The sequence below is a fragment of the Nonomuraea sp. MG754425 genome, assembly GCF_021699195.1.
Taxonomy (GTDB): domain Bacteria; phylum Actinomycetota; class Actinomycetes; order Streptosporangiales; family Streptosporangiaceae; genus Nonomuraea.
Window position 1 is genome coordinate 1 of sequence record NZ_SSXE01000048.1, and the last position, 14,425, is coordinate 14,425.

Annotated in this window: 13 protein-coding genes, 1 tRNA gene and 1 pseudogene; 10 read left to right on the forward strand and 5 right to left on the reverse strand. The window is 71.6% G+C overall.

Annotation, left to right across the window (positions count from 1 at the left end; all coding sequences use genetic code 11):
• The 8 genes and pseudogenes from FAF44_RS18435 to FAF44_RS18470 form a co-directional block, all read left to right on the forward strand.
• Nucleotides 1-1,047, forward strand: a pseudogene (locus FAF44_RS18435) (hypothetical protein); the annotation flags it as partial.
• Between the two features lie 107 nt (nt 1,048-1,154).
• Nucleotides 1,155-2,807 carry a serine/threonine-protein kinase gene (locus tag FAF44_RS18440; RefSeq protein WP_237104426.1) on the forward strand — a complete coding sequence of 551 codons (1,653 nt, stop codon included), beginning with the start codon at nt 1,155-1,157 and terminating at the stop codon, nt 2,805-2,807.
• A gap of 22 nt (nt 2,808-2,829) precedes the next feature.
• Nucleotides 2,830-4,206: a hypothetical protein gene (locus FAF44_RS18445; RefSeq protein WP_237104427.1), complete on the forward strand. Its 1,377-nt coding sequence runs from the start codon at nt 2,830-2,832 to the stop codon at nt 4,204-4,206.
• A 49-nt stretch (nt 4,207-4,255) separates the two neighbouring features.
• Nucleotides 4,256-5,383 carry a DUF2510 domain-containing protein gene (locus tag FAF44_RS18450; protein WP_237104428.1) on the forward strand — a complete coding sequence of 376 codons (1,128 nt, stop codon included), beginning with the start codon at nt 4,256-4,258 and terminating at the stop codon, nt 5,381-5,383.
• Between the two features lie 68 nt (nt 5,384-5,451).
• Complete coding sequence (gene orn, locus FAF44_RS18455; RefSeq protein ID WP_237104429.1) at nt 5,452-6,045, forward strand: oligoribonuclease; 594 nt, start codon at nt 5,452-5,454, stop codon at nt 6,043-6,045.
• Nucleotides 6,046-6,113: 68 nt separating this feature from the next.
• A tRNA-His gene (locus tag FAF44_RS18460) sits at nt 6,114-6,189 on the forward strand.
• Between the two features lie 186 nt (nt 6,190-6,375).
• A complete protein-coding gene (locus FAF44_RS18465) occupies nt 6,376-6,570 on the forward strand; it encodes a LuxR C-terminal-related transcriptional regulator (RefSeq protein WP_237104430.1) in 195 nt (64 codons plus the stop codon).
• Between the two features lie 172 nt (nt 6,571-6,742).
• On the forward strand, nt 6,743-7,963 hold the full coding sequence (locus FAF44_RS18470; RefSeq protein WP_237104431.1) for an NAD(P)/FAD-dependent oxidoreductase: 1,221 nt from the start codon (nt 6,743-6,745) through the stop codon (nt 7,961-7,963).
• Nucleotides 7,964-8,017: 54 nt separating this feature from the next.
• Here FAF44_RS18470 and lat read toward each other — a convergent pair whose 3' ends face one another.
• The 4 genes from lat to FAF44_RS18490 all read right to left on the reverse strand — a co-directional run bounded on the left by lat (nt 8,018) and on the right by FAF44_RS18490 (nt 11,222).
• Entirely contained in the window at nt 8,018-9,286 is a 1,269-nt protein-coding gene (gene lat / locus FAF44_RS18475) for an L-lysine 6-transaminase (RefSeq protein ID WP_237104432.1), read from the reverse strand.
• 90 nt (nt 9,287-9,376) lie between these two features.
• Nucleotides 9,377-9,919, reverse strand: a complete 543-nt coding sequence (locus FAF44_RS18480) for an HdeD family acid-resistance protein (RefSeq protein ID WP_237104433.1) — start codon at nt 9,917-9,919, stop codon at nt 9,377-9,379.
• A 46-nt stretch (nt 9,920-9,965) separates the two neighbouring features.
• Nucleotides 9,966-10,331, reverse strand: a complete 366-nt coding sequence (locus tag FAF44_RS18485) for a PPOX class F420-dependent oxidoreductase (RefSeq protein ID WP_237104434.1) — start codon at nt 10,329-10,331, stop codon at nt 9,966-9,968.
• A gap of 69 nt (nt 10,332-10,400) precedes the next feature.
• Complete coding sequence (locus tag FAF44_RS18490; protein ID WP_272894693.1) at nt 10,401-11,222, reverse strand: spermidine synthase; 822 nt, start codon at nt 11,220-11,222, stop codon at nt 10,401-10,403.
• Between the two features lie 51 nt (nt 11,223-11,273).
• Between FAF44_RS18490 and FAF44_RS18495 the strand changes: the two genes are divergently transcribed.
• Together FAF44_RS18495 and FAF44_RS18500 are read left to right on the forward strand one after the other, a co-directional pair.
• Complete coding sequence (locus FAF44_RS18495; RefSeq protein WP_237104436.1) at nt 11,274-12,803, forward strand: penicillin-binding transpeptidase domain-containing protein; 1,530 nt, start codon at nt 11,274-11,276, stop codon at nt 12,801-12,803.
• A gap of 51 nt (nt 12,804-12,854) precedes the next feature.
• The gene (locus tag FAF44_RS18500) at nt 12,855-13,502 is read left to right on the forward strand and encodes a hemolysin III family protein (protein WP_237104437.1); all 648 of its coding nucleotides are present in this window, start codon (nt 12,855-12,857) and stop codon (nt 13,500-13,502) included.
• Nucleotides 13,503-13,523: 21 nt separating this feature from the next.
• On the opposite strand, the gene FAF44_RS18505 is transcribed toward FAF44_RS18500, so the two are convergent.
• The gene (locus FAF44_RS18505; RefSeq protein WP_237104438.1) at nt 13,524-14,330 is read right to left on the reverse strand and encodes a DUF4097 family beta strand repeat-containing protein; all 807 of its coding nucleotides are present in this window, start codon (nt 14,328-14,330) and stop codon (nt 13,524-13,526) included.
• Nucleotides 14,331-14,425: the final 95 nt, after the last annotated feature.

The window sequence follows — 14,425 nt, forward strand, 5'->3', positions numbered from 1 at the left end:
CCCCCGGCGACCCAGCCCACCCGGACCGTCACCGAGGATCCGCCGCCGCCGGCCACCTCGGTGCTCGGGGTGACCGTGGGTGAGATCACGATCGGCGCGGACGGCCTCGCGAGCAGCACGATCGGCCTGCGCACCAGCGGCACCGGCCCTGTCACCGCCGTGGCGGCCTGGTCGGCCCCCGGCACCGACGGCCGCACCGAGCGCCTGCGGCTCAGCGGCGCCGGCTCCTACAACCGGCGGATCACCTGGACGATGGGCGAGCCCCCGTGCGGCGGGACGGTCACGCTGACCGTCACCACCTCCCCCGCGGCCTCCGGCGGGCCCCGGTCGGCGTCGCTGGCCGTGCCGCCCTGCCCGACCGGCGTGACCGCGCTGGACGTGCGGCTCGGCCTGACCGGGCTGACGGCCACCGCCCGGGTGCGGGTCGCCGCGAGCGGCACCGGGGAGATCCCGGTCCAGGTCAGGTTCGCGGTGGACGGCGAGCCGGCCGGCACCAGGACCGCGACGCTGTCGGGGCGGACGTCGTACGACCGGGACTTCACGCGTATGTTCCGTGCCCGCCCGTGCGGCTCGACGCTGACGGCGCAGGTCACCGCCGGCGGGACGACCCGCACCGCGCGGACCGCGGTGACCTGCCCGCCGCGGGTGGACCGGGTGTCCATCGGTGACGTCGGCACCAGGGGCGGGCTGAGCGCGCCGGTCAGCGTGACCACGGGGAACACCCAGCCGGTACGGCTGACCGTCAGGTTCACCGCCGGCGAGGCGGCCGACACCCAGACCGTCACCCTGTCGGGCAGCACCTCCTACCGGCGGACCTTCGGGTACGAGGTGCGGCTGCCCTGCGGCACGAAGTGGTCGGTGACGGCCGTCACGAACCCGGCGGCGGCCGGCGGCGGCGCCTCCGCGAGCGGCTCCACGCCACCGTGCGAAGAACCGTCGGAGGAGCCGTCGAAGGAGCCGTCCGAGGAGCCCCGGCAGCCCGAGGAAACGCCCAAGGCGACGCCGAGGGTGACGCCGCGCCCCAGCTCTTCTGGCACCGATGAGTGACATTTCGCTACTTGTCGCATACCGGTAGCGGGAAAGCGGTTCCCTCTGGTTAAGCTACGGACCGTTTGATGAGGGTGGGGGCCCACAGAACTCCAGAGGAGACCGTTATGTACGGTGATGGGCCCTGGGGGGTCCCCGGCTACACCGAGGTGCGCGAGCTGGGCTCGGGCGCGGCCGGCCGGGTGGTCCTGGCCAGGCGTGACCACGACGGCGCCGAAGTCGCCATCAAGTACCTCAGCGACGAGCTGAGGTCCGACGTCGGGTTCGTCGCCCGGTTCCGGCACGAGGCCAGGCTGCTGGCCACGTTACAGAGCCAGTACCACGCCCGGCTGATCGACTACGTCGAGGCCGGGCAGGGCGCGGCCATCATCATGGAGCTGATCAACGGCGTCTCGCTGCGCGAGCTCATCAGGTCCGAGGGCCCCACCGGCCCCGAGGCGGCGCTGACCGTGCTCAAGGGCTCGCTGCTCGGCCTGGCCTCGGCGCACGCGATCGGCGTCGTGCACCGCGACTTCAAGCCCGAGAACGTCATGGTGCGCGCCGACGGCACCAGCAAGCTCGTGGACTTCGGCATCGCGGTCCGCGCCGGGGAGGACGCCGGCGCGGCGGGCACGCCCCCGTACATGGCGCCCGAGCAGTGGGCGGGCGCCGCGGCCGGGCCCGCGACCGACGTGTACGCGGCCACCGTCGTGTTCTTCGAGTGCCTGACCGGCACACGCCCGTTCCGCGCCCCCAACGTCGCGGCGCTGGCCCGCCAGCACCAGAGCGCGTCCCCGCCCGTCGAGGAGGTCCCCGAGGCGCTGCGCAGCCTGGTCGAGCGCGGCCTGGCCAAGAGCCCGTCGGGACGCCCCCCGTCGGCGGAGGCGTTCCTGACCGAGTTGGAGGCCGTCGCGGCCGAGGGCTACGGCGCGGACTGGGAGGAGCGCGGACGCCGCCGCCTGGCCGCCCTGGCGGGCCTGCTGGTGCTGCTGTTCCCGAGCGGGCTCGACGAGCCGGCCCAGACGGCGACCTCGCTCGCCGAGACCCGCTTCGCCCGGCCGGCGCGCCTCCTGCGCAGGCTGCCCGCCAAGATCGCGGTGGGCGCGGCGGGCGCCGGGGTGCTGATCGCCGCGGCGGTGGTGGTCCTCGTCTCGGGGCCGTCGGAGCCGGTGCTGCGGGCGCAGACCAGTTCGGTCGGGCCGAGCACCGCGCAGCCGTTCACGCCCGAGCCCGAGGAGACGACCGCGGAGCCGACCGAGGAGCCGGCGATCACCCTCGACGAGACCACGCCCGAGCCCAGCCCCACGGACACGGTGAGCACCGCGCCGCCGACCGTCGCGCCGGCGACCGTCCTGCCCACGCGCACGACCACCGCGACGCCCACGCCCACGCCGGTCAAGACGCCGCCCAGGACCAGGACGCCCAGGCCGAGCCGGACCGCGACGCCGACCCCGACGCCGTCCGCCGAGCCCGAGATGAGCGGCGACGTGGAGGACCGCAAGCCGTCCGCCTCGCCCACCGTCCCGCGCGCGACCCCGACGCCCGTCCCGGTCACACCGACGCCCGTGCCGACGCGCAACACTGTCTCGCCGCCGCAGTCCCCGTCGCCCGGCGGCGAGGAGACGCCCGTCGGCGGCGAGCGGCCCACCGTCACGCCGGAGCAGCCGCGGCTGTCGAGCGCCGGCGCATTGCTCGCCCTCGGCCTGATGACGACGGGCGCGCTTCCGGTCACACTTGCGGTGAGGCGCCGAAGGGCGGGACGGCACAGAAACAAGCGCTAGACGCGCCCGGGGGGCAACGGCGATGGACAACCCTCAGAACGGTATCGCCGGGTTCCGGCTCACCGAGCACACCTGGATGACCGAGCTCGGCAACTGGATCGACGCCATCTCACCCGACGGCCGCAGGGCGGGCGCCCTGCTGTTCGACCCGAGGCTCGTGGGGCTGCCGGGCGTGCGCGAGCGCGTCGTCCAGGCGGTCATGACCGACCAGCGGCTCGTGCTGGCCGGGCTGACCGGGCTCATCCCGGTGGCCGACGTGGTCGCGGCCGGCGACCAGGTGTGGCTGCTGACCGCGCAGGCGGTCAGCCCCACGCTGGCCGACCTGCTCGCCGCCGGCGCGGGCGGCGGCTCGCCCGTCGATCCGAACGGGGCGGCGTCCGTGCTGGTGGAGACCGCCCAGACACTGCTCGCGCTGCACGCGGCCGGGGTCACGCACGGCTCGGTGCACCCGGGCACGATCGTGATCACCGCGGAGGGCGTCTCGCTGCTGTCGGAGCGCGGCCTGTCCGACGCCATCCGCGCCCAGGTCTCGCCACGCGAGCGGGACGCGGCGGGCTGGGCCTCGCTGGCCCGCGGCCTGGCCGCCACCTCCGGGCGCGCCGCACCGGAGGTCGCCGAGTTGTTCGACCGCGCCGCGGCCACCGCGCAGACCCTGGGTCTGGGGAGCGCGCGCGACCTGCTGGTCAACGAGCGGGGCCGGCTGCCCGGCGGCCGGATCAGCAGGGACGGGCTGGCCAGGGCGGCGCGCGGGCGGTCGGCGTTCGCGCAGCCGCGCTCGTACGGGCCGGCTCCGGTCGCGACGCCGCACGACGAGGGCGACATCGTCACGCTCCTGCACGTGCCGGGGCAGCCGTCGGGGCCGGTCCAGTTCGGGCCCGGGGTCGACGTGAGCACCCAGCCCCGGCACCCCGAGACGCCCGCGGAACGGATCTGGCGGACGGGGCGCGAGGAGGCGTCCACCGTGCACCGGCCGGCCGCGCGGGCCAGGGCGTCGCGGGCGCGGCGCAGGCGGACGATCCTGTCCGCCGCGGTCTTCGCCGTGATCATGGTGGGGGCGTTGCTGGCCTGGTTCCGGCTGGGGAACGTGCCGGAACTGGCGGTCGAGTCGGTCAAGGTGGCCGCGCCGAAGAAGACGCAGGGCTGCGACAGCGCCGTCCTCGTCACGGGCACCGTCGTGACGAACGGGGCGCCCGGCGAGATCACCTACGAGTGGCGCAAGAACCTGGACAAGGAGGTCGTCAGGGGAACGCTGCGCACGAAGGCCGACCAGACGTCGTACGCGGTGCCGCTGCGGTGGACGCTGCGCGGGAAGAGCGAGGTCAAGGCCACCGCCACGCTGCGCATCCTCACGCCGGGGCCGGTGCGCACCGGGAAGGCGAGCTTCACGTACAAGTGTTGATCACCCGGCGGCAATGCATCTCATAGCGGTTCTTACTAATCTGGCGAACATGACCACGCAGACCCCCGCGGGCTGGTACCCGGACCCCTACGGAGAGCCACAACTCCGCTGGTGGGACGGCGCCCAGTGGACGGACGCCACCCACGTCCAGGAGCAGGGGCCGGCCCAGCCCCAGCAGCCGCCCACCGGCCCGCAGCCGCAACCGCCGTCCGGGCCACCGTCTCAGCCCGGCTCGCCGCCGTCCGGGCCCCAGTCGCCGTCCGGCCCGAACTGGTCGGCGACGCCGGCCAACCCCACGCTGCAGTTCGGGCAGCCGGCCCACGGGCACAGCCCCTACGGCGGGCCCGCGGCCCCCACCCAGCAGCAGCCGCAGTGGGGCGGCGGGCCGTCGCCGGGGCCCGGTTACGGCCCGCCGCCGAAGCAGGGCAACCCGCTGCCCTGGGTGTTCGGCGGGCTGGCCGCGCTGCTGGTGATCGCGCTGGTCGTGGTGGCCGGCCTGTTCTTCATCGGCGACGACGGCCGGAACACGGCGCAGCCGAGACCGGCCGACACGTACGAGCCGCGCCAGCCGCCCTCGAACGAGCCGCCGTCGCGCGACCCCGTGCCCAGCCCCGGCCAGGGCGGCGAGTTCCCCCAACCGGCCGGCGACGTCGTCACCGACCCGCGCGCCGGCCTCTCCTTCGAGGTGCCGGACGACTGGGCCGTGGCGGCCCCCTCCGACGTCAACAGCGGCCGGCCCACCGAGCAGCAGTGGACCGCCGGTGTCAAGGCCATCTCGCAGGAGAAGTACGACGGCCGCTTCGACTGGGTCGGCAACGTCTACACGGGCCTGCTGAACGAGCTCTACCCCTACAGCGGCGTGGCGGGCATGGGCGACACGGCCAAGGCCGTGTTCGTGCACTTCACCACGCAGTTCTACCAGCTCGCGCACGAGAGCGAGGTCGTCGCCGACAAGGCCATGAAGATCGGCGACCGCGACGCGTGGGTGCTGCAGTTCGAGCTCGACTTCACCAAGGTCTCGGAGGAGAACGGCTTCAAGTGGAAAAAGGAGAACGGGGCGATCGTGCTCATGGACCGCGGTGAGGGCCAGAGCCCGGCGATCGTTTACGTCTCCGTTCCCGACAATCTGGGCACCGACGTGGTCGGCAAGGTTCTCGGCTCCCTCAAGCCCGCTTGATCGGTGGCACTAGGCTGGTGGGGTAACAAGCGGGCGGATCGCTCCGAGCCGCTGGGCGAGGAGATCGTATGAGTGACTTGCTGGTCTGGATCGACTGTGAGATGACCGGGCTCGACCTGAGCCGCGACGCGCTCGTCGAGGTGGCGTGCGTCGTCACCGACAGCGAGCTGAACCAGCTCGACGAGGGCGTCGACGTGGTGATCAAGCCGCCGCCGGAGTCCCTGGAGCAGATGTCGCAGGTGGTGCGCGAGATGCACACCGCCTCCGGCCTGCTGCCCGAGTTGCCGGGCGGGGTGACCCTGGCCGAGGCGGAGTCGCTGGTGCTCGACTACATCCGCCGCCATGTGCCCGAGCCGAAGAAGGCTCCGCTGTGCGGCAACTCGATCGGCACCGACCGGACGTTCATCGCCCGCGACATGCCCGGGGTGGACGCGTATTTGCACTACCGGATGGTCGACGTCTCCTCGATCAAGGAGTTGGTCCGCCGGTGGTACCCGCGGGTCTATTTCGCCGCGCCCGAAAAGCAGGGCGGGCACAGGGCTTTGGCCGATATCACGGAGAGCATCAGGGAGCTTCGTTACTACCGCGCGGCCGTCTTCGTGGGTCAGCCGGGGCCCGATTCGAGCACCGCCAGGGGCCTCGCCGAACGTGTCAGCGGATAATCGAGTGGCGTAAAGACTCCCGAACACCGCTACACTTTTCCTGTGCCGTCACACAGCGGGCGGGCATGGTGGGTGTAGCTCAGTTGGCAGAGCGCCAGGTTGTGGTCCTGGATGTCGAGGGTTCAAGTCCCTTCACTCACCCCAAGGCAAGCGGCCGGTCCTTCGGACCGGCCGTTGTCGTTTTCTTTCGGGCAACGGCCCCAAATCATGACAATGCGGGTTATGCTCGCTGTCTAACGCTAACGCCGGCAGCACGGGGGCCATCGGCGATCTGACCGTCTGCGCGCCCCCGGAGGCCGGATGAGAGTCGACGACGCAGCTTTCGATAGCGTGTTCACGTCACTGAGCAAACGCGAGGCCGAGGTCATGGACCTGATCGCCACAGGTCAGTCCAACGGGCAGATCGCGCAACGGCTCTTCCTCAGCGAGAAGACCGTCAAGAACCACGTCAACCGGATCTACGCCAAGCTCGGCGTCGACTCCAGGGTCACCGCCATCGGGCTCTGGCTGTCGCGCCGCCAGTAGCGGCGGCCGATCACCGTTCTCCCGCGCCTTCGGACGGCCGGGTCACGAGGCGGGTTCGCCGTGCGCCGCGCCGGGCATGGCGGTCGTTCCTCCCCCATCGCCGGACGGCCGTTTAAGAGATGCTGGCTGTGCCATTGACATCCGAGTGCCCCTCGCGGGGGAAGGAGAGATCATGGTGCACAGAGCGCGGGTCGTCGTCGTGGGCGCCGGTTTCGCCGGACTGGCGACGACACGGGAACTGGCCAGGAGCGGCGCACTGGTGATGCTGGTCGACCGGCACCCGTACGCGACCTTCCAACCCCTCCTCTACCAGGTGGCCACGGCCGGGATGGGCACGGCCGACGTCTCCTACCCGATCCGGACCTTCGCCGCCCGATGGCCGAACGTCCGGGCGCGGCGGGCCGCGCTGAGCAAGGTGCTGGCCGACGAGCGGCGGGTGGAGTTCGAGGACGGCGACGCGATCGACTACGACTACCTCGTGCTGGCCACCGGCGTCACCACCAACTGGCTGAACGTGCCGGGGGCGCGGGAGAACGCGCTGCCGATCTACTCGCTCGGCGACGCGGCCGGGCTGCGGCGGCGGCTGCAGCACTACCTGGAGGACACGGCGGCCGGACGGCGCGACAGCATGCACGTCGTGGTGGTGGGCGCGGGGGCGACAGGCGTCGAGACGGCGGGCACGCTGGCCGAACTGCGGCGCAACACGATCCCCCTGACACATCCCGAGGTGCGGCCCGACCAGACGAGCGTGACCCTGGTGGAGCGGTTCGCGTACGTGCTGGCGCCGTACAAGCCGCGGTTGCGGGAGGCGGCGGCGGAGGCGTTGCTCAGGCGCGGGGTGCGCCTGCGGCTCGGCGCCACCGTCGCGGGCGTGGAGCCGGACGCGGTGCTGCTGGCCGACGGCACCCGGCTGAAGAGTGACGTGACCGTGTGGGCGCTGGGCGTCACCGCGCCGCCCGAGGTGCCCTCGTGGGGGCTGGAGCAGGGCAAGGGCGGCCGGGTCGCGGTCACGGAGGCGCTGAACGTGCCGGGGCACCCGGAGATCTTCGTGGTGGGCGACCTGGCCGGGCCGCCGCACGCGCCGCCGCAGCTCGCGCAGCCGGCGATCCAGATGGGCCGGCACGTGGGCAGGCAGATCGCGGCGATGGCGAAGGGCGGGCGGGCGCGGCCGTTCGCGTACCGCGATCCGGGGATCATGGCGACGGTCGGCAAGGCGGAGGCGGTGCTGCAGCTCGAGAACGGGCTGACGATGCACGGGCTGCCCGCCTGGCTGATCTGGATCTTCGTGCACGTCGCGTACCTGCTGGGCGGGCGCAACCGGATCAGCGTGCTGCTCAACTTCTTCTGGCGTTACGCCGGCCCCCACCGCAGCAGGGCCAGCGTCACGCAGTGACCCCGGCCCTGGCCGGCAGGGCCGGGGATCACACGGCCGCCTCTCGGCTGTCGTTCAGAGCGCCGCGGACAGGGCGGCCAGGCCGAGGTCGAGGTCGGCCTCGGGGATGTTCAGGGCGGGGCGCAGGCGTACGGACCTGGGGCCGCACGGCAGCACCAGCACGCCGTGCTCCTCCCGGAGCCGGGTCACCAGGGCGTCGCGGGCGGCCTGGTCGGGCAGGTCGAAGGCGCACATGAGGCCGCGGCCCCGCACGTTCGCCATCGACTGCGGGTTCTCGGCCTCCAGCTTGGACAGCCGTTCGAGCAGGTCGTTCCCGACGGTGCCGGCGCGGTTGATCAGGCCGTCCCGCTCGACGATCTCCAGGATGCCGCGGCTGCGCACCATGTCCACCAGGCCGCCGCCCCACGTGGAGTTGATCCGGCCGCTCTGCTGGAAGACGTTGTCGGGCACCTGGTCCACCCTGCGCCCCGCCATGATCCCGCCGACCTGCACCTTCTTGGCGAACGCCACCACATCGGGCGCCAGCCCCAGTTGCTGGTAGGCCCACGCGGATCCGGTCGTGCCGCCGCCGGTCTGCACCTCGTCGAGGATGAACAGCGCGTCGTACTCGTGGCACAGGTCCTGCATGGCCCGCAGGAACTCGGCCCGCATGTGGTTGTCGCCGCCCTCCCCCTGGATGGGTTCGGCGATGAAGCAGGCGATGCCGTACGGGTCACGCTCGAACGCCTCCCGCGCCTGGGCCAGCGCCCGCCCCTCGGCGGCCTCGACGTCGCCGAAGTGGATGGCGGGCACGTCGATGCGCGGCCAGTCGAACTTGGGGAAGCGGTCGGTCTTGCCGGGCTCGGTGTTGGTCAGGCTGAGGGTGTAGCCGCTGCGCCCGTGGAAGGCTTTGGTCAGGTGCATGACCTTGGTGCCCAGGTCACGCGAGCGGCCCGCGGCCTCGTTGCGGCGGCTCTTGTAGTCGAAGGCGGTCTTCAGCGCGTTCTCGACGGCCAGGGCGCCGCCCTCGACGAAGAACAGGTGCGGCAGGTCGGGGTCGCCGAGCACGCGGGTGAAGGTGTCGACGAAGTCCGCCAGGTGCTCGGTGTAGATGTCGGGGTTGGCCGGTTTGTTGCGGGCCACCTGGCCGAGCAGCCGGACGAAGTCGGGGTCGAAGGGCGGGTTCACGCCGAGCGGGGCCGAGGCGAAGAAGGTGTAGAAGTCGAGGTAGCGGCGGCCGTTGCGGGCGTCGACCAGCCATGAGCCGTGGCTGAGCTCCAGGTCGAGCACGAGACGGTAACCGTCGACGAGCAGGTGGCGGGCTAGGCGGGTGTGCACGTCCATGGCGCCTCCACGGTGGGCGGATCGGGCCTGAGTGTTCCCCTCCAGCACCCCTTGAGGACCTATCGAGGAACACGGGTCTCTACATAAAATTTACGGCACATGCTCCCTTGGCGTGAAGTTCTTCACGCGAAGAGAGAGTGCGATCATGGCGATCCCGTACAGGATCGCGAAGATGCCGATCAGCCACACGAGGCTGAGCATGCCCGCGCCCGGCCAGATGAGCAGCAGCACGCCCAGGATCACCGACAGGACGCCGCCGACGATGAGCATCCACTCGTTCTCGATCTGCTTGCGGAGCTGGATCCCGGCCACGATCTCGGAGACGCCGGCGAAGATGGCCCAGAAGGCCACCACGTAGAGCAGGGCCAGCGACGTGATGCCCGGCCAGATGAAGGCCACGATTCCGGCCAGGATGCCGAGGATTCCGGAGATGATCAGCCAGGCTCTGGACCGCGCCTCGTGCCGGAACCCGGCGAACAGCGCGAAGATTCCGCTGACCAGCGCGTACGCGCCGAAGAAGATCACCAGTACGAGCAGCGTGATCCCGGGCCAGATGAGGGCCAGCACGCCGAAGATGATGGCCGCCACCCCCCTGATCAGCAGCAACCACCACGATCGAGCAATTTCCCCCATGCTGGTCTGCTTTCCGGCTCTTGCCCGGAAAGAGACCAGCGGCGGGTCAAATATCGGTGATCCGCACCCCCACCGTGCCGCCGGCGCCCCGGCGCAGCCTGCTGCCGAGGATGGTGAGGCGTCCCATGAGGCCGTATTTGCGGCGCAGGAGGTCGCGTACGCGCTCGGTCGCGGCGGCGTCGAGGATCTCGGCCCTGCCCTGGACGGGCGGGGTTTTGAGCTTGCCCCGGAAGTCGCACCCGGCCACGCTGACCTCCGGGTTGTTCCGGATGCGTTTGACCTTGCCCGAGTCGGCGGCGGTCCAGATCAGCACCGCCGCACCGTCCTGGACCGCCCAAACGGGGGTGGCGACCGGGGTGCCGTCCTTGCGATAGCTGGTCACCGAGACATACTGCTCTTGGCCGAGATTCACGTATCCGAGTATGTGCCCATGGCGGCGTTCCACCGTGGCCGCCCCGCCCTCGACGAGCGGCCGGGCCCGTCAGTCGAAGACGGCCGGGGGTGGGGCGGGGGCCATGACCGGGTCGCCGTCGTTGATGGGGGCCGCGCCGGCGATGAAGTTCGTCAGCGCCTCCCCGTGCACGCATCTGGCCTGTGTCAGGCCGCGTGCCGCCTGCCTGGTCATCAGGTCGAGCGGGAGCGCCGTCCGCGACGCCGCCACGATCAGGTTGCCGAAGCGGCGGCCCCGCATGACGCCGGGCTCGGCCACCAGGGCCACCTGCCCGAACGTACTGGCGACGGTGGCCAGCAGGCGCCGGGTGAAGGGCAGGCCCTTGCCGTCGGCCAGGTTGATCAGCAGGGTGCCGGTGGGGCGCAGGACCCGGGCGAGATCGCCCATGTACTCGGTCGTGGCCAGTTCGACCGGCATCGTCGCGCCCGCGAAGGCGTCGAGGACCACCAGGTCGGCCGACTCGTCCCAGACCGTGGCGGTGCCCTCCCTGCCTCCGGTGACGAGGACCTTCAGCCGGGGGATCGAGCGCAGGTTCAGGTACTCGCGGACGAGATCGACCAGCAGGCCGTCCGGCTCGATGACGATGTGCCGGGAGCCCGGACGGGTGGCGGCCACGAAGCGCGGGATGGTGCAGGCGCCGCCGCCCACGTGCACGCAGCTCAGTGGCCCGTCCGGCAGGACGTCGATCACGTCGGCCATCAGCTGTACATACTCAAATTCCAGATATGTCGGGTCTTGTAGGTCCACGTACGACTGAGGTACGCCATCCTTGGACAGCACCCAGCCGTCCCGCCTGTCCAGGTCCCTGAGAAGTTCGACCGCGCCGAACGTCACCGGGTACATGCCAGGCATCGGTTCCCGCTGTCCACGAGCCAAGTCTGATCCCCTCCTGGGAGAAACCGTATGCGACGCAAGCTGATTGTGCTCGTAATCGCGGTAACCGCGGTGGCCGGGGCGGGCGCCTTCGCCGTCGTGGCGTCGAACCGGGTCAAGGGCAGCGCCCTCCAGACGGCCACCGCGTACTTCGACGCCTGGCGGCGGGGGAACGTGTCGGCGATGGAACGGCTGGTGTACCAGCCGCCGCCCGACTTCGCCGTCCGGCATCGGGAGCTGAGCGACGAGTTACACGTCGAGACCCTCCAGCTCACCCCCGGGCAGGTGCGCAGCACGGGCGAGCAGGCCGCCGAGGTGCCGTTCGCGGGGGTGCGCGAGCTCGCCGAACTCGGCGACTGGCCGTTCGCCGGCACGTTGCGGCTGGCCGTGCGGGATCGCGCCTGGAAGGTCCTGTGGGCCCCCGAGACGCTGCACCCGCTGCTCGGGAACGGCGGCACGCTGGAACTGGAGGAGGTCGAGACGTCGGCGGCCGAACTGGTCACCAGCGAGGGCGACAAGATCCCGAACGACAGCTACGCCGAGGCGTACCTGAACCCGCTCAAGCCCGAGTTCGAGCACGTCAACTACGGCTGGACGCTGGTGTCGAAGGTGCCGGGGCGGCCCGACTCGCCGCTGCTGACCCGCATGCCCAAGGCGAACGTCGAGCGCACCACGCTGTCGCGTCCCGTCCAGGCCGCGGCGGCGCGGGCGCTGGACGGGGTGGCGGACTCCACGATCATCGTCGTCCGGCCCAGCACGGGCGAGATCCTCGCGCTGGCCGACCGCCTCGGGGACAACTACAGCGCCGTCCGGGACGTGTTCCCGCCCGGCTCGATCTTCAAGACGATCACGGCGGCGGCGCTGATCGAGGACGGGCTCGACCCGGCGGCCCAGGTCGGCTGCCCCGGCTCGTACCAGATCCCGTTCCACGGGCTCATCAGGAACGACGGCGAGGTGGACCGCGGCGTCGTCACGCTCACCGACGCCTTCGCCCACTCCTGCAACACCACGTTCGTGGAGCAGGCGACCACCCGGCTGACGGGGCAGGAGCTGACCAGGACCGCGGACGAGTGGGGCTTCGGCCGCCCGATCGCGACCGGGATCGGCGGGACCTGCGGCACCGTGCCCGAGGCCGAGGACCCCGACATGCTGGCCGCCGACGCCATCGGCCAGGGCGAGGTCGTCACCACCCCGCTCTGCATGGCCGCGCTGGCCGCCGCCGTCCAGAACGGCACCTGGCGCTCGCCGCGGCTGCTGACCGAGGAACTGGTCCGCCGGATCGACGGCGTCCCGCACGGGGACGTGCGGATGGACGAGAACGTGGTGGCCGCGCTGCGGAACATGATGGCGGCCGTCGTCGACTTCGGGACGGCCCGCGAGTCGGGGCTGCCCGAGGGCGTCTCCGGCAAGACGGGCACGGCCGAGGTGGAGGACGAGACGTCGCACGCCTGGTTCATCGGTTACCGCGACGACCTGGCCTTCTGTGTCTTCGTACGCAACGGCGGGTCGGGCCGGGCCACCGCCGTGCCCATCGCGGCCCGGTTCTTCGCGGGCCTCTGACCGGGGTACCACAGGTCGGTGGTTTCCGTAACCTACGGTACCGTAGGTTACATGACGACCATCACCGTCAAGCCTCGGCTGCGAGGCTGGTTGCACACCGGAGCGCTGCCCGTCACCTTGATCGCCGGTTTCGTGCTCGTGGCACTCGGCCCCACCTTGCAGGCCCGTCTGGCCTCCGTCGTTTACGCCGTCACGTCGGCCCTGCTGTTCGGCATCTCGGCCACCTACCATCGCAGCACGCTGGGGCCCCGGCTGGCGGAGGTCCTGCGCCGGTTCGATCACGCGAACATCTATCTGATCATCGCGGGCACCTACACCCCGTTCGCCCTGCTGGCGCTCGACGGGGTGGCCCGGATCGCGGTGTTGTCCGTGATCTGGGGCGGGGCGCTGGCCGGGGTGCTGTTCCGGGTGTTCTGGATGGGCGCGCCGCGCTGGCTGTACACGGTGCTGTACCTGGCGCTGGGCTGGGCGGCGATCTTCGTCATGCCGCAGTTGCTGGAGGGCGCGGGCGTGGCGGCCGTCGTGCTGGTGGCCGTGGGCGGCGTGTTCTACTCGGCCGGTGCCGTCGTCTACGGCCTGCGCCGCCCCGATCCCTCACCCCGCTGGTTCGGCTTCCACGAGGTGTTCCACGCGTTCACGATCGCCGCCTACCTGGTGCAGTACATCGCCGTGTCGATCGTGGTCTACTCGCACGGCTGACCCGCCGCCCGTCAGGGGTCGTCAGGGGGTGACGACCTCGATGTCCCCCGAGTCGCTGGACAGCTTGATCGAGCGCGGGGCCGAGGCGTCGGCGGTGGCGTTGATCTCCTTGCTCCCCGAGTCGGTCGTGGCCACGATGTGGTACGGCCCCTGCGGCACGTGGACCACGGTGGAGCCCGAGTCGGAGGCGGTCGTGACCTGGTCGGGCTGGGCGGTGAAGGTCAGCGTCACGCTGCCGGAGCTGGTCTGCGTGACGACCCGCTTGCCCGTCAGCCCGCCGGCCTCGATGGCGCCGGAGTCGCTCTTCGCGTCCAGCGTGCCCGACAGGCCGTTCAGCGTGAGGTCTCCCGAGTCGGTCTGCACGACGACCCGCTCGCCGGTCAGATCGTCGGCCTGGATGCCGCCGGAGTCGGTCGTCGCCTTCAGCTCGCCCGACAGGCCCTTCAGCGTGAGGTCGCCGGAGTCGGCACTGGCCTGCACGCGCAGCCCCTTGGGCACCTCGATCGTGTAGTCCACCCTGCACGAGACCCCCGCGGCGCCGAGGCCCCACGTGGTGGGACAGGTGTACTTCAGTTCGAGGGTGTCGCCCCGCACCTGGTGGCTGGTCTTGGGCTTGTCCTTGTTCCACGACAGCCGCTCGCTCACGTGGATGCCGCGCCGGTCGGACTCGACCACCTCCACGTCGCCGGAGTCGTTCTCGACGTGCAGGGCCGCCACCGCCTCCGTGACGTCGTAGGACACGGTGTCCTCGTTGTGCTGGGTCAGGCCGCAGCCGGTCAGCATCGCGGCGAGCCCGAGCAGGCCCGTGATCAGCGCCGTTCTTCGCATGACGGAAACCCTACGGGCGCGCGGGCCGGTCCGCACTGCCGCCGTCACCCCGCCGCCCGGTAGGGCCAGCCCTACCACCGGGCTTTCCTCCTCGC

Bases quoted from the DNA above. Each gene is read 5' to 3' on its own strand.
- FAF44_RS18470 (WP_237104431.1), top strand. From the start codon at position 6,743: ATGGTGCACAGAGCGCGGGTCGTCGTCGTGGGCGCCGGTTTCGCCGGA.
- lat (WP_237104432.1), bottom strand. From the start codon at position 9,286: ATGGACGTGCACACCCGCCTAGCCCGCCACCTGCTCGTCGACGGTTAC.
- FAF44_RS18445 (WP_237104427.1), top strand. From the start codon at position 2,830: ATGGACAACCCTCAGAACGGTATCGCCGGGTTCCGGCTCACCGAGCAC.
- FAF44_RS18505 (WP_237104438.1), bottom strand. From the start codon at position 14,330: ATGCGAAGAACGGCGCTGATCACGGGCCTGCTCGGGCTCGCCGCGATG.
- FAF44_RS18480 (WP_237104433.1), bottom strand. From the start codon at position 9,919: ATGGGGGAAATTGCTCGATCGTGGTGGTTGCTGCTGATCAGGGGGGTG.
- FAF44_RS18450 (WP_237104428.1), top strand. From the start codon at position 4,256: ATGACCACGCAGACCCCCGCGGGCTGGTACCCGGACCCCTACGGAGAG.
- FAF44_RS18440 (WP_237104426.1), top strand. From the start codon at position 1,155: ATGTACGGTGATGGGCCCTGGGGGGTCCCCGGCTACACCGAGGTGCGC.
- FAF44_RS18500 (WP_237104437.1), top strand. From the start codon at position 12,855: ATGACGACCATCACCGTCAAGCCTCGGCTGCGAGGCTGGTTGCACACC.
- FAF44_RS18490 (WP_272894693.1), bottom strand. From the start codon at position 11,222: ATGCCTGGCATGTACCCGGTGACGTTCGGCGCGGTCGAACTTCTCAGG.
- FAF44_RS18495 (WP_237104436.1), top strand. From the start codon at position 11,274: ATGCGACGCAAGCTGATTGTGCTCGTAATCGCGGTAACCGCGGTGGCC.
- orn (WP_237104429.1), top strand. From the start codon at position 5,452: ATGAGTGACTTGCTGGTCTGGATCGACTGTGAGATGACCGGGCTCGAC.